The organism is Pseudomonas brassicacearum, from assembly GCF_003732225.1.
GTDB classification, from domain to species: Bacteria; Pseudomonadota; Gammaproteobacteria; order Pseudomonadales; family Pseudomonadaceae; genus Aquipseudomonas; species Aquipseudomonas brassicacearum_E.
In genome coordinates, this window is the sequence record NZ_MOBJ01000012.1 from 180,017 (window position 1) to 198,441 (window position 18,425).

An 18,425-nucleotide genomic window follows, 5' to 3' on the forward strand; every position below is an offset into this window, starting at 1 on the left:
TGGATCCAGAGCTAATCTACTTCACATGGACGTCGCGCAGGAAGCGCAAAGCAACAACACGGACACGTAGGATTCTGCCAGGATGGCGGAGTGAAATGGATGTCAGGGAAACAGTCTGCAAAGCCCCGCTTCGGCGGGGTTTTCTTTTGCCTGCGATTTATGTGTTTGCCGTTCAGCCCTGGATATCCAATACCGTCGTGCTCGCCATCCGCCTGTCCGGGCCATTCATCACGTCTTCCAGCAGATTGCGCAGCAACTCCAGCGTTGCTTGCTGACGTTGCACGTCGCGACAAACCAATCCTACTTTCAGAGGCACCCGAGGCTCGCTCAAGGGCTTCCACAAAAGTGCGTTGTTTCCGTTCTCCTGCTGTGAACGGCCGGGTAGGACAGTGGCCAGTCTGGTGTGGGGCAAACTGTCGAGGATCCCCGCCATGTTGTTCAGTTCCGCCTGCACTTGCGGGCGGCGTCCGAGATTGGCCAGTTGCCCCTGCCAGATCTGTCGGACCTGAAACTCTTCTCCCAGCAACAGCATCGGCAATTCCGCTGCCTGACTCATGGAGACTTTCTTGAATTCGCGCAATGGATGATCGGCGGGGATGACCAGGGTCAGTTCATCTTCATACAGCAAAACGCCGTGCAGTCCGGGTTGGCGCGGCGGCAAATAGCTGATGCCGATGTCGAGTGAGCCATTGAGCAGTCGACGTTCGATTTCCAGTCCCGTGAGTTCGTAGATTTGTACCACCAGGTGCGGTTGTGCGGCGCGCACACGTTCCAGCATTTTCGGCACCAGGCTGGTGTGAACAGTCTGCAGTACACCAATGGCCAGAGTGCGCAGCGCCTGGCCCTTGAAATTGCCCAAGGCCTCGCGTGCCCGTTGCATACCGTCAAGCAATGGCAGGGCGTGGTTGTACAAGGTATGTGCGGCCAGGGTGGGCAGCAGGCGTTTGCTGCTGCGTTCGAACAGACTCACATCAAGGTTTTGTTCCAGTTGGCGGATCTGTTGCGACAGCGCCGGTTGGGAGATCGACAGGCGTTCGGCGGCACGCCCGACATGGCCTTCTTCATACACCGCGACGAAATAACGCAGTTGCTTAAAATCCATAAGTAATTCTTATCGAAAAAGCTGGAAAATCGAAATGGCCCAGCGCCTGGCAGACGCCTAGTCTAACCGCATTCACAAGGCTTACAGGGCCAGAAAGCGCGATGAATACCGTTTACGTTGATGGTGTTTACATAGGCAAGGCAAAAAACCTTGGACAGGGTTTGCTCAGCGATACCGACAAACAGCGGATTGCCAATCGGCTCTGGTTGTGGCCGCAAGGTACACGCACCGGGCGCCTCGAGGATTGGTCGTCACGTCTGCTGGGCTTGCCGCTTGAGGGACTGCGCGCATGAACCTGTTCAACCTGCGTCGCCATCAGCCGAGCCTGGATGATCTGGCAGCGGAGCATTTTCCGCCTTCAAGGCACGACAACTTTTCCAGCGAGTGCCTGATGCCGAGTGTCGAGCGACCCCAGCAAGTTTTCGTTCGCGGCCAGGGTTCCTGGCTGTGGGACAGTGACGACCGCGCGTACCTGGATTTTATCCAGGGTGGCGCGGCCAACAGCCTCGGTCACAGCCCGTCGGTGCTGGTCAAAGCCATCGCCGCTCAGGCGCAAACACTGATCAATCCAGGTTCGGCATTGCTTAACCGTGGCCAGCTCAACCTGGCCGAGCGGCTGTGCATCAGTACCGGCAGCGATCAGGCTTATTTGCTCAACAGTGGCAGTGAAGCCTGCGAAGCGGCGATCAAACTGGCGCGTAAATGGGGGCAACTGCATCGTGGTGGCGCTTCGCGAATCGTCACCGCCAGTGGTAGCTGCCATGGTCACGGTTTTGCGGCAATGTCCGCATCGGACTGTCAGAACAATCGCTTTGAGCCGCAGCTTCCAGGTTTCAGCCACGTTCCGTTCAATGATTTACCGGCGTTGCATGCGGCAGTGGATGCGCAGACTGTCGCCATCATGCTTGAACCCATCCAGAGTTCCGCCGGTATCGTTCCGGCGACCGAGCATTACCTCAAAGGTGTCGAACGCCTGTGCCGTGAGTTGGGAATTCTGCTGATTCTCGATGAAGTGCAAACCGGGATGGGCCGTTGCGGCAGTTTGCTCGCCGAACAGGTTTACGGTGTGCGGGCCGACATTGTTGTGCTGGGCAAAGGTCTGGGGGGTGGGGTTCCGGTGGCGGCGCTTCTGGCTCGCGGCAACGCTTGCTGCTTTGAGTCGGGCGAACTGGATGGCACCCATCATGGCAACGCGTTGATGGCTTCGGCGGGGTTGGCGGTTCTGGACTGCGTGCTGAATCACGGCTTCCTCGAGCATGTTCGGGAAAGCGCTCAACACCTGCGTGAAGGCTTGAGCCGATTGGCCAACCGTTACGGACACGTTGAACTGCGTGGCCAAGGACTGCTCTGGGGCCTGACCTTGAGTGACGATTCGGCTGACACAGTAGTGAAGGCTGCGCTGTACGAAGGTTTACTGCTGAGCGCTCCAAAACCCGATTGCCTGCGGTTCACGCCAGCGCTGACGGTCAGCAAGGCCAATATCGACGAAATGCTCCTGCGTCTGGCCCGAGCTTTCTCCCGGGTGCGCACGGCCCAACTCCAATGCCGCAAAGGCATCGCGGTCTGAACAAACCGCCACTTCTCTCATTCCCGAACCGTCTCGCGGTATAACGCGTCGCCCCATGCCTGCTCCTTTTGGCATGGGGCGTTTTTTTGTCTCAGCGATTTTCCAAACTCTACTCAGTGCTTGAGTGATTGCCAGATCAATGGCTTTTTAGCGGAGCCGGCAAGGACTGCCGATGCCATCACGCGTTGACGCTGCGGATGGCTTGGTTTGTAAGTATGTACCACTGAGTGGTATGGTAATGGGAAGGGGTATCCATGACCAGCAACTGCTGGATATGAAGGAGTTTGTGGAGGTACATCATGAGTAAGAAATTCAAGAGTGAAGCCCTTGAGTCGGTTCACGACTCGGCCACTGCATTGTTGTCGATCGGTGCCATCAGCAAGACCACCATGCGCCAGTTCGACGAGTCATGCCTGGCACAGGTTCCAGAGGCGATTCCCGCCGAACAGATCAAGCAACTGCGCGAGCGTAACAATGTCAGCCAACCGGTGTTCGCCCGATATTTGAATACCAGTGCTTCTACCGTCAAACAGTGGGAAGCGGGCGACAAGCACCCCAGTGGCATGGCATTGAAGCTACTGAGCATCGTGCAGAAGCACGGGCTGGAAATACTGGCCTGAGATGATCCGCAAGCGCTGAGAAGCTGGATCGTCGCCCCAGTGGCTGCGATCTTTTCAAGCTGGTCCGATCCCTGCCACCGATCACGCGTTTTGCTGATCCATCACCCCGCGATAAAACAGCCATTCCTGCTCCAGTGCATGCGCCTGATTGTTGGCCTTGCGAAAGCCGTGGCGTTCATCCGGGTAGTAATGGGCCTGTGCGGGAATGCCGTTGTCTTGCAGGGCCTTGAGCATATCGCGGGTCTGTTGTGGCACCACCACGGCGTCGAGTTCGCCTTGGAAGAAGATGACCGGCACGCGGATTTCGCTCGCGTGCAGCAACGGTGTACGGGCGGCGTAGCGCTCGGCATCTTGCTGTGGATCGCCGATCAGCCAATCCAGATAGTCGCCTTCGAATTTGTGAGTGGTGCGACTCAGGGCAACCGGGTCGCTGACCCCGTACAAACTGGCACCCGCGCTGAAGACATCCTGAAATGCCAGCGCGCAGAGCGTGGTGTAACCGCCGGCACTGCCGCCGCGAATGAACGCGCGATCGCCGTCGATCAAACCTTGCCCGGCGAGGTAGGCGACCACGGCGCAGGCGTCTTCGACATCCACTTCGCCCCAGCTCAGGTACAGCGCCTGTCGGTAGGCCCGACCGTAACCGCTGCTGCCGCGATAGTTGAGGTCGGCAACCGCGAAGCCCCGTTGTGTCCAGTACTGGATACGCGGGTCAAGCATCGGGTAGCACGCCGACGTTGGCCCGCCATGAATGAACACCAGCAACGGCGGTTTGGCGACATCGGTCATGGCCGGATAAAAGAAACCATGGGCCTCACCGGCACCGCTTGGATAGCGCAGTGTCTGCGGCTGGCTGATGTGTTCTGCGGGCAACAGTGCAATGCCGCCAGCCAACACCCGGGCCTGATGGCTTTTACGGTCGATGGCAATCACCGCTGCAGGGCTGACCGGCGATGCGGCGATGCAGTAAACAAACTGCTGATCCAGCGCCAGATTGCGGAAGCGACTGTAGTCGCCGGTGAAATCCTCAGTGGAATCGCCAGAGCATAAGCCGAGGCGGCCAAAGCCATCCACGGTCCAGCTTGCCAAAAAACTCTTTTCGCCTAGCGGCAACCAGGTGCAGGCACCGAGTTGCCATGGCGCTGGCGCATGATCGGCGTCGCTGCTAGGTAATGGCTGCAAGCCTGACTCAGTGTCGACCCACGGTTGCCAGAAGCCGGCGCGGTCGGTCAGGCAATACAGGCGACCGGCATCATCGAAACGCGGTTGTTGCAGGGACTCTTCAGAGGCGTCACCGGCCACACAGCGCGGCTGGCCGAAACCGCCGTTGGCGTCGCGCTCGGCAACCATCAAGCGTGTCGCGGTCCAGGGTTGATGCGGTCGGCTCCATTCGATCCAGGCCAATCGCCGCGCATCCGGACTCAAGGTCGGCGCGGAGTAAAAGTCCGCGCCTTCAACCAACAGGTGACGCTTACCGTCTGCCAGATCGATGGCCACCAGGCGATGCTGAGCGCTTTGCTCTTCGACGGCGAGTACCTGCCCGCCAGCAAATTGCAGATCGCCATAACGGCATTCACCCAAGGTCAGCGCCTGCGGTATTTCACCGGCCAACGATTGCCGATACAACTGCTGATCTGTTTCGTTGACGAAGACCACGCCGTCATCGCTCAGGCAAAACGATCCGCCACCATATTCATAGACCCGGCTGCGCGCACTGAACCCCGGTGGGGTCAGGCAATGGGCGGTGTTGTCGCGCCAGTGCCAGATTCGACAGGCGCCATCTTCGGGGCGGTATTCATTCCAGAACAAACCAAGAGCGCCGACGCGCAGGTCGGCGAAATCGACACCGGCCGCCACGGCTTTGATGGCGCTCAAAGGTTCAGCCTTTAACGATGAGGCGTGAGTTTCGTTCATTGCGAAAGACCAACTGTTCGATGGGCTGGGTGGCGTGCTCGGCTTCTTCGCGGGCCTTGAGGATCACGCCGTGATGTTGCGACTTGCTGCACACCGGGTCGGCGTTGCTCGCGTCACCGGTGAGCATGAACGCCTGACAACGGCAGCCGCCGAAGTCTTTTTCTTTCTCGTCGCAGGAGCGGCACGGCTCGGGCATCCAGTCGTAACCGCGAAAGCGGTTGAAGCCGAACGAGTCGTACCAGATGTGCTGCATGCTGTGATCGCGCACGTTCGGAAACTGCACCGGCAGCTGTCGTGCACCATGGCACGGCAGGGCGGTGCCGTCCGGGGTGACGGTCAGGAAGATGCTGCCCCAGCCGTTCATACAGGCTTTAGGTCGCTCTTCGTAGTAATCCGGGGTGACGAAGATCAGCTTGCACGGGTGCCCTTCGGCTTCGAGTTTGGCGCGGTATTCGTTGGTGATGCGCTCGGCGCGCACCAGTTGTTCCTTGGTCGGCAGCAGGCCGACGCGGTTGAGCTGGGCCCAGCCGTAGAACTGGCACGTGGCGAGCTCGACGAAGTCGGCTTCGAGGGCGATGCACAGCTCGATGATGCGGTCGATCTTGTCGATGTTGTGCCGGTGGGTGACGAAGTTCAGTACCATCGGGTAGCCGTGGGCTTTCACCGCGCGGGCCATTTCGAGCTTCTGAGCGAAGGCTTTTTTCGAGCCGGCCAGCAAGTTGTTCACTTGTTCGTCGCTGGCCTGGAAACTGATCTGGATGTGATCGAGCCCGGCCTTCTTGAAGTCGCTGATTTTCTGCTCGGTGAGGCCAATCCCCGAGGTGATCAGGTTGGTGTAGAAGCCCAGTTTGCGGGCTTCGGCGATCAGCTCTGCGAGGTCCTGGCGTACCAGCGGCTCGCCACCGGAGAAGCCCAACTGCGCGGCGCCCATCTCCCGCGCCTCGCGAAATACCTTGAGCCACTGCTCGGTGCTGAGCTCTTTGCCTTGCTCGGCGAAGTCCAGCGGGTTCGAGCAGTAGGGGCATTGCAGCGGGCAGCGGTAGGTCAGCTCGGCGAGTAGCCACAGCGGCAGGCCGATTTCGGGTTTGGGCGGCAATGGCAGGGCCGCTGATTCAGGCAAGCTCGATCCAGTGCTCTGCACGGGCGACCTCCATGAATTGCTCAATGTCGTCACCCAGCTGAGGCACGCCGGGGAATTTGGCGTCCAGTTCGGCAATGATCGCCGCAACGTTACGTTCACCATCAATCAAACCGCCAATCAGCGCGGCGCTTTCGTTGAGTTTGATCATGCCTTCCGGGTACAGCAGCACATGGCCTTTTTGCGCCGGTTCATACTGGAAGCGGTAGCCGGGACGCCAGGTCGGGGTCTTGCTGCGGTCGAAACTCATAAGGCGATCCCTTTATGCCAGACCCGTTGTTCGGTCACGCTGTGATAAGGCGGGCGATTCAGTTCATAGGCCATGCTCATGGCATCGAGCATGCTCCAAAGGATGTCCAGTTTGAACTGGAGAATTTCCAGCATGCGCTGCTGGCCTTCATACGTAGTGTAGTGCTGCAGGGTGATCGCCAGACCGTGCTCGACATCGCGCCGCGCCTGGCCCAGCCGGGTGCGGAAATACTCGTAACCGGCTGGATCGATCCACGGGTAGTGCTGCGGCCAGCTGTCGAGGCGCGACTGGTGGATTTGCGGCGCGAACAGTTCGGTCAGCGAGCTGCTGGCGGCTTCCTGCCAACTGGCTCTGCGGGCGAAGTTGACATAGGCATCCACCGCGAAGCGCACGCCGGGCAACACCAGTTCCTGGGAACGCAGTTGATCCGGGTCCAGGCCAACAGCCTGGCCGAGACGCAACCAGGCTTCGATGCCGCCGTCTTCACCCGGCGCGCCGTCGTGGTCGAGCAGGCGTTGAATCCACTCGCGGCGGATTTCCCGATCCGGGCAGTTGGCCAGAATCGCGGCGTCCTTGAGCGGGATGTTCACCTGATAGTAGAAGCGGTTGGCGACCCAGCCCTGGATCTGCTCGCGGGTCGCCCGGCCTTCGTACATCGCCACGTGATACGGATGATAGATGTGGTAGTAGGCGCCCTTGGCCCGAAGAGCCTGTTCGAACTCGGCGGGGGACAGTGGTGTGTCAATCATTTCGGTTCTCCGGGGAATAACCGTTGGAATCTGGGGTATTTGCTCTGGCCTCATCGCAAGCAAGCTCGCTCCCACAGTGGAGCTGCTTTGCACAGAGAATCGGGTACGACTCGGACTCCTGTGGGAGCGAGCCTGCTCGCGATAGACCGCGCAGCGGTCTCGGCTGTTACAGCTCAATACTCATGCCGTCATACGCCACTTCAACATTGCGCCGAACCAGCTCGGCGCGCTCGGCCGAATCCTCATCGAGGATCGGGTTGGTGTTGTTGATGTGGATAAGTACTTTGCGCTGTTTGGGCAGTTGCTCCAGCACTTCGAGCATGCAGCCGGGGCCGTTTTGTGCCAGGTGGCCCATCTCTCGGCCAGTACGGGTGCCGACGCCACGACGCTGCATTTCGTCGTCGTCCCACAGCGTGCCGTCCACCAGCAGGCAGTCGCTGCCGGCCATGATCTCCAGTAGCGGCGCATCGACCTTGCCCAGCCCCGGTGCGTAGAACAACTTGCCGCCCGTTTGCAGGTCTTCGACGATCAGCCCGATGTTGTCGCCCGGGTGTGGGTCGAAGCGGTGTGGCGAGTAGGGCGGTGCGGCGCTACGCAGCGGCAACGGGGTAAAGCGCAGGTTCGGGCAGGCCGGGACGCTGAAGCTCTGGTCGAGTTCGATGCGGTTCCAGTTCAGCCCGCCGTTCCAGTGGGTGAGCATGGTGAACAGCGGGAAGCCGGTGCTCAGGTCTTCATGGACCATGTCGGTGCACCAGACCTGATGCGGGCAACCTTCGCGCAGGCTCAGCAGGCCGGTGGTGTGGTCGATCTGGCTGTCCATCAGGATGATCGCGCGGATGCCTGTGTCACGCAGGGCGCGGCCCGGTTGCATCGGGGCGAAGTTCTGGAGCTGTGCGCGGATGTCCGGCGAGGCGTTGCACAGCACCCAGTTCACGCCGTCATCGGAAATCGCGATAGACGACTGGGTCCGTGCCTTGGCCCGCAGGCTACCGTCGCGAAAACCTGCGCAGTTCACGCAATTGCAGTTCCACTGCGGAAAACCACCGCCGGCGGCGGAACCTAGAATCTGGACAAACATGGCTGCTCCATCACTTCAACGCTAAAAATAAAAACGCCCCGGACGGGCCGAGGCGTTGCACTGCAGGTTCTACCCAAAGGCAGAGTCAACGGCTGGCGAAGTACATGGTGACTTCAAAGCCGATACGCAGGTCGGTGTAAGCAGGTTTGGACCAGGTCATGAAAACGTTCCTTCAGGCGGGTGAGAAAAATTCACTCTATACATATAGTCCACCTCCCGAGGGAGATGTTCGGATGCTTGCCGGGCTATGTTACTGAAACGTTTCCGCTAATTGGAGACTTCTATCGAAGAAAGCCCATTACAGCCCCGGTAATGATCAGGCAGTCGGTTGCCAGGTGCCATCTGGACAGGCACCGCTGGCCAGGCATCTGCGGCCACCTTCTGCGCGAATCAACTGTCTTGCAGCGTCGAGCAAAGCCGTGCGGTTCAGTTGCAACACAGCCTGTTGCAACTGAACCAGGTAATCCGACGAATGGCCACCCAGTTTGCCCTGCCACAGCAGTTCAAAGGCCTGGGCAAGCGGCATGGCATTGCCGTCGAGTTGTTCGGCCAGGACCTGTTGCTGATTGATCAAGGCCCCATCATCGAGCGTTGAGATGAGTTCGGGCAATTGCTTCAGGAAGGCTTCGATGTGCTCGAGTATCTCTTTCACCGACGCACTCGGCGATTGCACGCCGAACAGCAGCCCGGTCTGCCCGTTGATCTGACGGACACCGCTGAATACCGCATAGCCCACTTGCAGTTCGACTCGCAGGCGCTGATAGAAAGGCGTTTGGCTGAGTTGGGACAGCAAGCGCCACGCGGCTTCGTCGGCCAGTTCCTGAGTGGGCGTCGGGCAAAACAGCAGCAGTGCATTCTCGTTGGTGTCGCTGGGTAGCTCAGACCAGAGACATTGACCGGCAATGGAGACGAGCGCTGCCATCTCGCTGTCGGGAACTCCAGGGACGCGGCTCAATGTGCGGGTGATTGCCGTTTGAACGGTTGCCGACAGACCTGCGGCCAGCCCATCCCAGCGTGATTCGAGCCAGATTTGCTGTAGGTCGTCAGCACTGGCCGGCGGCGATGTCGAGTGCGAATCTCGTCCCAGGCACTGTGCCGGCAACGCCTTGAGCAACTGCCGTATCGCAATCAGCGGCGCTGGCGATTCGGTATTGAGCCAGGCATCAGCGGCGGGTTTCGTCAGACACAGCAGCGCTTGTTCGAGAATTGCCGGCATTGATTCATACAGCCCACTCATTTTCAGCAACCATTGATTGCCCGTTTCGCTGAAGGACAGTTCGACGCCGGCCTGACGGGCATCGTCGCACAGGCCTTGCAGACTGCGAGCCAGTGTCGGCTGAAGATTGGCTGATGGTGTCGAGTCGAGGCACCAACGCAGGCAAACCGCCGCTTCGCCGCTGTCGTCTGCCAGTGCCGGGCTGAACTGCATGGGCGAACGTTCGCGGCGACTGCGTGTGCGATCCTGGGCAAACGTGCGCAAGCCCCGATGGGCGCTGGTTTGCCCACGGATCAGCCCGGCGGGTGCCTGCGCATCGGCCGAGCGCAGGAACGGATTGGACGGCGGCAGTTGCCAAGCGACAGCCAGGTTATCCACAGGCATCGGATTCATTTGCCGCAAGATTGCCTTGAGGGCCGTAACGCCTGGCTCCGACAGTTCTGCTGCCAACCGTAGGTTATCCAGCTGGGCTAGCGCCAAAGCGTTGCTGGCTTGACGCTTGCGCTGTTGCAGCAGGGCATATTCTTCGCGCAATTCAGACCCATCGGCATGGTCGGCGAAGAAACCCAACCAATCACCCAGTAGCTCACTGATTGTCCCGGTCTGCGTTGCGGCGCTGGGCGTCAGGTTGAACTCGATGTGTAGCAGCGCTTGCCCGGCGAATTGGTACAGCGGCGCGGCCTTCAGGCTGTCGATCAATTGGCGATGGCGTAATTCGGCGAATAAGCCTTCCGGTTTCGAGGCGTTCAGCCAGGTGCAGAGAAAATCCAGCGCTTCATGGGATGCGTCAGGCAACGCTTCGAATGCAAACAGCAGGTTGAGTCGGCGTTCGTCAGCCTGTTGATAACTTGCCTCTGCGGGTGCCATCAAGGCGGGTGGGGCGCTTTGCGGTTGCTGCTCACCGACGGTGAAGTCGGTGCTCAAGCGCTCGGCCAGGCTACGCAATTCATCCACAGACTGTGGACCGGCAAGGCTCAGAGTTATTTGGCCGGTCTGGTAGAAACGCTGATAGAACGCGTTTAACGCCTGTTGAAACTCAGGCTGCTGCACCACCAGGCTGTCGCGATTGCCGGCGTGGAAACCGCGCAAGGGGTGATCTGGCGATAGCCCGTTGAACAATGCGACCTGTCGCTGCGCCTCAACATCTTGAGACCAGGCGATGAATTCCGCTTCCAGTACTTCCCGTTCGCGCAACTGATCGTCCAGATTCAGACGCGGGTGGGCGAGCATGTCGCACAAACGCTCAAGCCCTCCGGTAAAAGCCTGAGGCGGTAATTCGAAGAAGAAGTCGGTGGTGCGCTCGCGGGTACTCGCGTTCAGTTGCCCGCCGTGACGTTGCACGTAGGCCATCAACCCATCGTCAGCAGGAAAACGTTCGGTGCCGAGAAAGAACAGGTGTTCAAGAAAGTGCGCCAGCCCTGGCCAGGCCAGCGGGGCGTCGTGGCTGCCGGCGGCAACCCGCAAGGCAGCGGCGCAGCGTTTCAAACCGGGCGCATGACGAAGTGAAACCCGCAGGCCGTTGGCCAGGGTTTCGCTGTGAGGGAGAAGGTGGGTCGGCGCAGGCATGAGCACTTCCGCTACTGAAGAAGCGCTCATGCTAGCGAAAACCTAGGGCTTGCGCTTGTTCAGCTCGCCGTAGAGCTCCGGCCGACGATCGAGAAAGTAGCGATTGGCGGCGCGCGAATCGAGCATTAACTGCCGATCCAGCGTGCCAACGATCAGCGCTTCATCCAGGCCGGCCTGGGCGATGCGACTGCCATCCGGCGCGGCGATGCTGCTCTGACCGCAGTAATGGATCTCGCCCTCGTGCCCGCAGTAATTGGCGTATGCCACGTAACACTGGTTCTCGAAGGCCCGCGAGCGCACGGTGACATCGGCGATGAAGTCGTAGGGAATCATGTTTGCCGTCGGCACCAGAATCAGCTCGGCACCCGCTAACGCCAGGCGCCGGGCGTTTTCCGGGAACTCCAGGTCGTAGCAGATCAAAAAGCCGAGCTTCCAGCCGTTCAGCTCCACCAGCGGAAATTCATCCGGGCCGACGCTGAACATCGAATGATCGAGTTCGCCGAACAAATGCGTCTTGCGGTAATTGGCAAGACGCTGCCCATGGCTGTCGATCAACTGCACGGCGTTGTAGATCTGCCCGTCCTCCGCGCGTTCCGGGTAGCCATACACAATGGCGATCCCGCAGGACTTGGCGATGTTCGCGATGTGCTGCGCTGATGCGCCGTCTTGCGCCTCCGCCAATGCGCCAACCGCTTCGGCGCCGATGTTGTAGCCGGTCAGGAACATCTCCGGGAACATCAGCAGGTCGGCGCCCGAGGCTTGCGTCGCGAGCTGTTGCAGGCGTTGCAGATTGCCGGCAACGTCGAGCGGTAGCGGCGGGCATTGGTAGAGAGCTACGCGCATTTTGGACTCCTCTTACTCGGGCAGGGCAATCGGGCCGATTTCATGGAACACATCGCCCGGGCCAGGGTTTTCGGCGTGAGTTTCACCGCCAAAGTGATTCATGATGCCCCACACCGCGTTGAGCGAAGTCTGTACCGCGCCTTCGACCCACGCCGGTGTCCACGAAACATCGTCGCCAGCGATAAAAATCCCACGCTGTTCCGCGGGCATGTCTTGCTGCATGAAGTGCGCGTACATCCGCTGGTTGTAGCGATAGTGGCCGGGCAGGGCGCCTTTGAACGCACCCAGGAAATGCGGGTCGGCTTCCCAGGACACGGTAATCGGGTCACCGATGATGCGCGCAGCGATATCGACTTTTGGATAGATTTTCTTCAGTGCATCCAGTGCCAGCTTCACGCGTTTTTCGATCGGTTGCGGGAGCATTTTCAGCGCGTCGCTCATCCACGAGTACGACAGGCAAATCACACCCGGCTTGTCGTCGCCGTTGTCGAAGAGGTAGGTGCCACGGGTCAGGCGATCGGTGAGGGTCATGCTCATCAGGTCGCGACCGGTTTCCGGGTCTTTGTCTTTCCAGAATGGCCGGTCGACCATCACGAAGGTTTTCGACGATTGCATGTAGCGGGTGCGGTCCAGGGCCATCCACATCTTTTGCGAGAACAGCGACTCTTCGCACTCGATCTGCGTGGTCAGCAGCCAGCTCTGGCAGGTGGTCAGCACGGCGGCGTATTCGCGGGTGTCACCCCAGTTATCGGTCACGCTGAAACGGCCATCGGCGGCGTGCGCGATGCGTTTGACCCCGGTGCGCGGCGCGCCGTTGTGCAGGGAACTCAGGCTGGTGCCTTGCGGCCAGTGAGCGCAGCGCTCCGGCACATGGCGCCAGATGCCCAGCGGCACCTGTTCCACGCCGCCGACCACCAGGTGCTGGTGATCGTCGCAGTTGGTCATGACCACGCGGAAAATTTCCAGCATCGAGTTCGGGAAGTCAGAATCCCAGCCGCCAGTGCCGAAACCGACCTGGCCAAACACTTCGCGGTGATGGAACGACAGCTTGGCGAAGGCTTTGGAGGTGGCAACGAAGTCGTAGAAGGTCCGGTCATCCCACAGCGGAACGAGGGTGTTCCACAGCTCTTTGAGGCGTGGCACGTCGCGGTCGCGGATCGCTTGCTGGATCTCGCCAAAGCGCGAGCCGTCTTCCAGTGCATCAGCCCAGGCGTCAGCGACTTCCTGGAACAGTGCAGGAAGGTCGGCGAGTTTCTGTGCGTAATGGGTCTGGCCTTCCAGATCGATGACAGTGCTGCCGGAAGCCGGGGTTAGCGGATTGGGGAAGGGCTTGGTCTCAAGGCCGAGCTTGTCGACATAGTGATAGAACGCCGTGGACGACACCGGGAAGCGCATACCGCCCAACTCGGCGATGATCCCTTCAGCACCTTCGAAGGCCTGGGAGCGCAAACGACCGCCCATTTTCGAGGCTTCGTAGACGACCGGCTTGAGGCCCAGCTTCATCAGCTCGTAAGCGGCCACCAGGCCTGCGATGCCGGCGCCGACAATCGCCACTTCCGCGCCGTGGTTGTGCGCGGGAATGCTACCCAGACCGGCCGGGTGTTCGATCCAGTCGTCAAAGGCGAAAGGAAAGTCCGGGCCGAAAATGGTGACTGGTTTTTTACCGTCTGCAGGATGGCGATTGTTCTTGTTCATGGCTGACCTTGCTGGCGACTCGCACTCGGTGCTGAGTATAGGAAAAGACTGTCGCCATTCTAGGGAGCGTAGAGCACGTTAATAAGACGCAATGTGTCGTCGTTTTGCATGTTATTGATGCGATATGACGAACTGATCGATCAAACTGGCTGGCCGCGGTCAATTTTGCTGCTGAGAATGATCGAGGTGGTGGTTTTTTCGACGCCGTCGACACTGCCGATCTGATCAAGCAATTGGTCGAGCTGTTCCGGTGAATCAGTGCGCAGCCAGGCCACGTAATCGAATTCACCACTGACCGCGCACAACTGCTGGACCTGCGCCATGGCGCTGAGCCGACGCAGCACTTCCTTGCCGGAGCGCGGTTGCACGGTAATCCCGACATAAGCCTGCAAACCGCCATCGACCACTCGCTGCCCAAGCCGCACGCCATAGCCGGTGATCACCCGAGCCTTTTCCAGGCGTGCCAGGCGTGACGTTACCGTAGTGCGCGCAATCCCCAATTGCCGGGCGAGCATGGCTACGCTTTCACGGGCATTGATTTGCAGGGCTGCAATCAGTTGGCGGTCGATTTCGTCGAGAACGGGAGGGCGGGTGTCAGGCAAGGTCATCTCCGGCAGCACGGTTCGGTGGGGGAGCATGTTACACGTTCGCCAGACACACAAAAGCCGCGCAATGCGCGGCTTTGAGTATGGTGGGCCCACACGGACTTGAACCGTGGACCAAAGGATTATGAGTCCTCTGCTCTAACCAACTGAGCTATAGGCCCTCAGTAGGCCGCGGATTATAGCGACGGTTTCTCGGCTGTGCTATCCGAAAAGTCTGAAACTGCGATACGAAGAAAGGTTGCGGCGAATTCGTCGGGGGGCAGAGGCAGGCTGACGATGTAGCCCTGGATCTGTTCGCAGCCTTCGGCGGCCAGGAATTGCTGCTGCGCCTGGGTTTCAACGCCTTCGGCAATGATCGTGAATTGCATACTGCGTCCCAGGGCAATAATTGCGCGGACGATGGCGACATCGTGTGGGTCGTCCGGCAGTCCACGGACAAAGGACTGGTCGATTTTCAGGAAGTCCAGCGGCAGGCGTTTGAGGTAGCTCAACGAGGAATAACCGGTGCCGAAGTCGTCGATGGCCAACTGCACGCCCAGGCGTTTGAGCTGATGCAGGACTTCAAGAGCCTCTTCGGCCTGGCTCATGATGAAGTTTTCGGTGATTTCCAGTTGCAGGAAGCCCGGTTTGAGGCGGTTGTCCTTGAGCAGTTGTTCGATGCGGACCAGCAGGTTCGGCTGGCGTAGCTGCGCTCCGGCGAGGTTGACTGACAGCGGGCCGAAACCTTCATAGCGCTTGTTCCACTCGTGCATCTGCAGGCAGGCCTGTTCCAGCACCCAGTCACCGATTTGCAGGATCATGCCGTTTTCTTCGGCCAGCGGGATGAAGTGCTCGGGCGGCACGTCGCCAAAGGCTGGATGCCGCCAGCGGATCAGGGCTTCGGCGCCGACCAGGCGCGGATGGTTGAGGCTGACTTTGGGTTGATAGTACAGCGTCAGCTCATTGCGCTCGATGGCGCGGCGCAGTTCATGTTCCAGTGCCACGCGTTCGCTGGCCTGTGCGGTCAGGTCACGGGTATAGCTTTCAACCCGGTTGCGACCTTTGGCTTTGGAACGGTACATCGCCGCATCGGCGTTTTTGACCAGCGTGGCGACGTCGCAGCCGTCCCTGGGGTAGAGGCTGGTGCCGATGCTGGCACTGATGAAGAACTCGTGCTCGCCCGCCTGGAAGGGCGCTGTGAAGCAGTTCAGCAGCTTGTTGGCGATATGGTCGGCGTCGGTGGCTTGCTGCAAGCCCGGTAGCAGGATGATGAACTCGTCACCGCCCAGTCGTGCCACGGTATCGATGTCCCGAAGTTGCTCTTTCAGCCGCACCGCGATGCCTTTGAGCAGCAGGTCGCCGACCGGATGACCCAGGCTGTCGTTGATGTGCTTGAAGCGATCGAGGTCCAGGAACAGCACCGCGCCCTGGCCACCGTTTTCTTGCTGGCTGTTGAGTGCAGTCAGCAGCCGGCTTTCGAACAATGTCCGGTTTGGCAGACCGGTCAATGGGTCGTGGTGGGCTTGATAGTCGAGTTTGGCCTGGGCGTGCTTGAGGCTGGAAATATCGGCAAATACCGCAACGAAGTGGGTAATGAACCGGTCTTTGTTGCGCACCGCGCTGATGGTCAGCCAGCTGGGGTACAGCTCGCCATTCTTGCGTCGGTTGGAAATCTCGCCCTGCCAATGCCCTTCGGCGGTCAGTTGATGCCACATCGCAGCGTAGAAGGCGCTGTCATGCAGGCCTGAGGCGAGCAGCCTTGGCGTGTGGCCCAGGGCTTCGGTTTCGCTGTAGCCGGTGATCTCGGTAAATGCGCGATTGACGGCACTGATGTGCTGTTGGGTGTCGGTGATCAATACACCCTCTGCAGTGCTCTCGAACACCGTGGCGGCCTGTTGCAGTTTTTCCTGCATCAGGTGCCGATCGGTGATGTCCCGGGCGATGGTCAGCATGCAATCGTCATCGCCAATCGGTAATGGTCGGCTTGACATCTCGCAGAGGCGGATCTGCCCGTCGTTGCGGCGGATGTGACAACTGAAATCACGCACGAAGCCATCGCGTTTCAACAGGTCGAGCATCTGCCTGCGTTCATGCAGATTGACCCAGATGCCGAGGTCGAGGGTCGAACGATCCAGCGACATCGCGCTGTTGAAACCGGTGATGCGGCTGAAACCTTCGTTGACCTCGATCAGCACCCCGTCACTCACCCGTGACAGCAACAAGCCATCAGGGGAGGCATGGAAGGCTTTGGCGAATTTCTCTTCAGAGGTTTGCAGTTGCTGTTGTGTTTCCTTGAGCTGGCTGATGTCGCGCACCACCACGACCAGCGCCGGGGTGGTGTCGAGCTCGAAGGGTTCGGCAGAGATCAGGCCGGTAAACACCTGGCCATTGCTGCGACGAAAGGGCATCTCCAGATTACGAATGCTGCCGGCCTGCAAACGCTTCAAGAGCCCGGGGCCGACACCGGCGATGCCCCAGATGTTCAGCTCGGTGGCGGTCTGTCCGATCACTTCTTCGGCGCTGAGGCCGATTTGATCTTCGAACGCCTCGTTGACCTCCAGCAGGCAACCGTCAGACAGGCGTGCAATGACCAGAATGTCCGGGCATTGCTGGAATACCGAGGCAAATTTCTGCTCGGAGAGGCGCAAGGCTTCTTCGGTTCTTTTAGCTTCGCTGATGTCGATCATCAGCCCGCGCAGTATCGGTTCGTGGCCGTGCTCTATCAAGCTGACGATGTCGCGTACCCAGAGGCAGCGCCCGTCGGCGGTGATCACCCGGTAGTCGAGGCTGTGATCGCGCCCGGCGAGCACTTCGTGATCGCAAAATGCCTGGGCGCGTGTGAGGTCGGCGGGGTGGATGATGTTGCGCCAGAAGCCCGGAATCAACCAGTGGGACAGGGGGTAACCGAGCAGGTTTTCGGCATGGGGTGACACATAGCTGTAGGTGAAATCACTGATTCGCGCCTCCCAGGCTATCGCCGAAAGGCTCTCCACCAGGCCGCGGTAATGGTATTCGCTGGTGCGCAGCTCTTGCTCCAATGCGACCCGGCGGGAAATTTCCGAGCTCAAGCGGCGATTGATACGGATTACCACCGCCAGCACGGTGACCAGCAGCAGTACACCGGGCAGGCCGTACATCAGCAGGTCGGACCAGAAGGTGCGATGGTCGAGGACATTTCCGACCCAGCGCTCATGGATGGCGCTGATTTCTCCCGGGCTCATGTCCGCCAGCACTTTATCCAGAATGCCGACCAGTATTTTGTCGTCTCGCGGTACGCCCATCGCCAGTTGGTAGCGATAGGGCGTTTCGCCGCTGACGTAGAGCCCGTCGAGCTTGAGTTGGCGAAGACTCCAGACGCTTGAGGCCAGATCGCCGACTACGGCGTCCACCTTGTCGGTGGCCAGTGCCTGCAAGGTGGAGGCGACATTGGACATGGGGACCAGATTGAGGTCGGGATGATGCGTGCGTAGCAGTTCATGGGGGGCGTAGTTTTCCACTACGGCGATTTTCAAGCCGTAAAGGTCTTCCAGTTTATGCGGTTGTGCGCCTCCCACATGGGACAGGATGACGATCGGAAAGTCCAGGTAGGGCCGAGTGAACGAGAGGTAGTTCTGCCGTTCGGGCGTCGACATGACGCCGGGCAGCAGGTCCAGATTGCCTTGTTTGGCCTGCGCCAGGACTTCGGTCCAGCTGACAGGCTCAATGGGCGTGACCTTGATCGCCAGGCGCTCACGCACGATGTTGATGTAGTCAGCCGCGAGCCCCTGATAGCGGCCTTGCTCATCACGAAACTCAAATGGTGGCCAAGAGGCATCAACGCCCAGGCGTAGTTCGGGGTGAGCCGCAAGCCAGCCACGTTCTTCGTCGGTCAGAGTCAGCGCGCCAGCCGTTGCGGTCCAGGTCATCAGCAATAGCAAAAGCATGGCCGGTAGTCTGGGCATAACGGTCTCGTTATGGCTCGAGGGGAATGTTTCGAGTGTAGACGGGCTATGCGGGGCGGGAGCGAAGCGAGGGGGATTTAATCTACAGAAAGCAAAACCCCCGGCAGGGCCGTAATGCTGTTCACTTAAGCGGAGCAGCCTTACGGTCTACTGGAAAACGGG

At 59.8% G+C, this 18,425-nt stretch carries 15 protein-coding genes and 1 tRNA gene; 3 read left to right on the forward strand and 13 right to left on the reverse strand.

The genetic code is table 11. The annotated features are described in order from the left end of the window. Positions 1-172: 172 nt before the first annotated feature. Positions 173-1,102 carry a LysR family transcriptional regulator gene (locus BK659_RS19210; RefSeq protein WP_123426550.1) on the reverse strand — a complete coding sequence of 310 codons (930 nt, stop codon included), beginning with the start codon at positions 1,100-1,102 and terminating at the stop codon, positions 173-175. 101 nt (positions 1,103-1,203) lie between these two features. Between BK659_RS19210 and BK659_RS28065 the strand changes: the two genes are divergently transcribed. The 3 genes from BK659_RS28065 (at position 1,204) to BK659_RS19225 (ending at position 3,289) form a co-directional block, all read left to right on the forward strand. Next, entirely contained in the window at positions 1,204-1,395 is a 192-nt protein-coding gene (locus tag BK659_RS28065) for a hypothetical protein (protein ID WP_259740279.1), read from the forward strand. Continuing rightward, a complete protein-coding gene (locus BK659_RS19220) occupies positions 1,392-2,669 on the forward strand; it encodes an aspartate aminotransferase family protein (RefSeq protein WP_123426551.1) in 1,278 nt (425 codons plus the stop codon). The genes BK659_RS28065 and BK659_RS19220 overlap by 4 nt, the downstream gene beginning before the upstream one ends. 299 nt (positions 2,670-2,968) lie before the next feature. Further along, entirely contained in the window at positions 2,969-3,289 is a 321-nt protein-coding gene (locus tag BK659_RS19225) for a helix-turn-helix domain-containing protein (RefSeq protein WP_019693952.1), read from the forward strand. Between the two features lie 81 nt (positions 3,290-3,370). Here the strand turns inward: BK659_RS19225 and BK659_RS19230 are convergent, their stop codons facing one another. The 12 genes from BK659_RS19230 to BK659_RS19285 all read right to left on the reverse strand — a co-directional run bounded on the left by BK659_RS19230 (position 3,371) and on the right by BK659_RS19285 (position 18,263). After that, positions 3,371-5,203, reverse strand: coding sequence for a S9 family peptidase (locus BK659_RS19230; RefSeq protein WP_123426552.1), 1,833 nt, complete (start codon positions 5,201-5,203; stop codon positions 3,371-3,373). Continuing rightward, the gene (gene pqqE / locus BK659_RS19235) at positions 5,169-6,344 is read right to left on the reverse strand and encodes a pyrroloquinoline quinone biosynthesis protein PqqE (protein WP_123426553.1); all 1,176 of its coding nucleotides are present in this window, start codon (positions 6,342-6,344) and stop codon (positions 5,169-5,171) included. The genes BK659_RS19230 and pqqE overlap by 35 nt, the downstream gene beginning before the upstream one ends. Beyond that, on the reverse strand, positions 6,316-6,591 hold the full coding sequence (gene pqqD, locus BK659_RS19240; RefSeq protein WP_123426554.1) for a pyrroloquinoline quinone biosynthesis peptide chaperone PqqD: 276 nt from the start codon (positions 6,589-6,591) through the stop codon (positions 6,316-6,318). The genes pqqE and pqqD overlap by 29 nt, the downstream gene beginning before the upstream one ends. Further along, the gene (pqqC, locus tag BK659_RS19245) at positions 6,588-7,340 is read right to left on the reverse strand and encodes a pyrroloquinoline-quinone synthase PqqC (RefSeq protein ID WP_123426555.1); all 753 of its coding nucleotides are present in this window, start codon (positions 7,338-7,340) and stop codon (positions 6,588-6,590) included. The genes pqqD and pqqC overlap by 4 nt, the downstream gene beginning before the upstream one ends. Positions 7,341-7,506: 166 nt before the next feature. Continuing rightward, on the reverse strand, positions 7,507-8,418 hold the full coding sequence (pqqB, locus tag BK659_RS19250; RefSeq protein ID WP_123426556.1) for a pyrroloquinoline quinone biosynthesis protein PqqB: 912 nt from the start codon (positions 8,416-8,418) through the stop codon (positions 7,507-7,509). An 85-nt stretch (positions 8,419-8,503) separates the two neighbouring features. Continuing rightward, the gene (gene pqqA, locus BK659_RS19255) at positions 8,504-8,578 is read right to left on the reverse strand and encodes a pyrroloquinoline quinone precursor peptide PqqA (protein ID WP_003194766.1); all 75 of its coding nucleotides are present in this window, start codon (positions 8,576-8,578) and stop codon (positions 8,504-8,506) included. Between the two features lie 156 nt (positions 8,579-8,734). Next, a complete protein-coding gene (pqqF, locus tag BK659_RS19260; protein ID WP_123426557.1) occupies positions 8,735-11,200 on the reverse strand; it encodes a pyrroloquinoline quinone biosynthesis protein PqqF in 2,466 nt (821 codons plus the stop codon). 42 nt (positions 11,201-11,242) lie between these two features. Next, positions 11,243-12,043, reverse strand: coding sequence for a carbon-nitrogen hydrolase family protein (locus BK659_RS19265; protein ID WP_123426558.1), 801 nt, complete (start codon positions 12,041-12,043; stop codon positions 11,243-11,245). 12 nt (positions 12,044-12,055) lie between these two features. After that, entirely contained in the window at positions 12,056-13,738 is a 1,683-nt protein-coding gene (locus tag BK659_RS19270; protein ID WP_123426559.1) for a flavin monoamine oxidase family protein, read from the reverse strand. A gap of 140 nt (positions 13,739-13,878) precedes the next feature. Continuing rightward, complete coding sequence (locus tag BK659_RS19275; RefSeq protein ID WP_008067391.1) at positions 13,879-14,340, reverse strand: Lrp/AsnC family transcriptional regulator; 462 nt, start codon at positions 14,338-14,340, stop codon at positions 13,879-13,881. Between the two features lie 87 nt (positions 14,341-14,427). Continuing rightward, positions 14,428-14,504: transfer RNA gene (locus tag BK659_RS19280), tRNA-Ile, on the reverse strand. 15 nt (positions 14,505-14,519) lie between these two features. Further along, the gene (locus BK659_RS19285) at positions 14,520-18,263 is read right to left on the reverse strand and encodes a bifunctional diguanylate cyclase/phosphodiesterase (RefSeq protein ID WP_123426560.1); all 3,744 of its coding nucleotides are present in this window, start codon (positions 18,261-18,263) and stop codon (positions 14,520-14,522) included. Positions 18,264-18,425 lie beyond the last annotated feature (162 nt).